General features: G+C 52.0%; 1 rRNA gene (running past one end of the window). It reads left to right on the forward strand.

The features are described 5' to 3' along the window. The first annotated feature begins 54 nt into the window (after positions 1-54). Positions 55-1,617 (forward strand): 23S ribosomal RNA (locus tag QMF37_RS18025) (it continues 1,452 nt past the right edge of the window).

Raw genomic sequence — 1,617 nt, forward strand, 5'->3', positions numbered from 1 at the left:
GCAAGTAATTCAAGTACGCGTGACGATTTCGTCACAACTTTTTAATTAACCAGTGGTTAAGTTAGAAAGGGCGCACGGTGGATGCCTTGGCACTAGGAGCCGAAGAAGGACGGCACTAACACCGATATGCTTCGGGGAGCTGTAAGTGAGCTGTGATCCGGAGATTTCCGAATGGGGGAACCCACTGCCTTTAATCGGGTAGTATCCATGTGTGAATCTATAGCACATGAGAAGGCAGACCCAGGGAACTGAAACATCTAAGTACCTGGAGGAAGAGAAAGCAAATGCGATTCCCTGAGTAGCGGCGAGCGAAACGGGATCAGCCCAAACCAAGAGGCTTGCCTCTTGGGGTTGTAGGACACTCTATACGGAGTTACAAAAGATAGGATTAGGCGAAGCGACCTGGAACGGTCCGCCGCAGCGGGTAACAGCCCCGTAGCCGAAAACCCTATCCCTCCAGAGTGGATCCTGAGTACGGCGGAACACGTGAAATTCCGTCGGAATCTGGGAGGACCATCTCCCAAGGCTAAATACTTCCTAGTGACCGATAGTGAACCAGTACCGTGAGGGAAAGGTGAAAAGCACCCCGGAAGGGGAGTGAAATAGATCCTGAAACCGTGTGCCTACAAGTAGTCAAAGCCCGTTAATGGGTGATGGCGTGCCTTTTGTAGAATGAACCGGCGAGTTACGATTGCATGCAAGGTTAAGCTGAGAAGGCGGAGCCGCAGCGAAAGCGAGTCTGAATAGGGCGACAGAGTATGCAGTTGTAGACCCGAAACCAGGTGATCTACCCATGTCCAGGGTGAAGGTAAGGTAACACTTACTGGAGGCCCGAACCCACGCACGTTGAAAAGTGCGGGGATGAGGTGTGGGTAGCGGAGAAATTCCAATCGAACCTGGAGATAGCTGGTTCTCTCCGAAATAGCTTTAGGGCTAGCCTCAAGATTGAGAATCCTGGAGGTAGAGCACTGTTTGGACTAGGGGCCCATCCCGGGTTACCGAATTCAGACAAACTCCGAATGCCAGTGATTTATGCTTGGGAGTCAGACTGCGAGTGATAAGATCCGTAGTCAAGAGGGAAACAGCCCAGACCACCAGCTAAGGTCCCCAAATATCCGTTAAGTGGAAAAGGATGTGGCGTTGCTTAGACAACCAGGATGTTGGCTTAGAAGCAGCCATCATTTAAAGAGTGCGTAATAGCTCACTGGTCGAGTGACACTGCGCCGAAAATGTACCGGGGCTAAACGGATTACCGAAGCTGTGGATGGATCTCGTTAGAGATCCGTGGTAGGAGAGCGTTCTAAGGGCGTTGAAGTCAGACCGGAAGGACTGGTGGAGCGCTTAGAAGTGAGAATGCCGGTATGAGTAACGAAAGACGGGTGAGAATCCCGTCCACCGAATGCCTAAGGTTTCCTGAGGAAGGCTCGTCCGCTCAGGGTTAGTCGGGACCTAAGTCGAGGCCGATAGGCGTAGACGATGGACAACAGGTTGATATTCCTGTACCACCTCCCCGCCGTTTGAGCAATGGGGGGACGCAGAAGGATAAGGAGAGCGTGCCGTTGGTTGTGCACGTCCAAGCAGTGAGGCGTGAAATGAGGCAAATCCCATTTCTTACGT

Source organism: Planococcus sp. S3-L1 (assembly GCF_030063085.1).
In the GTDB taxonomy this organism is placed as follows: Bacteria; Bacillota; Bacilli; order Bacillales_A; family Planococcaceae; genus Planococcus; species Planococcus kocurii.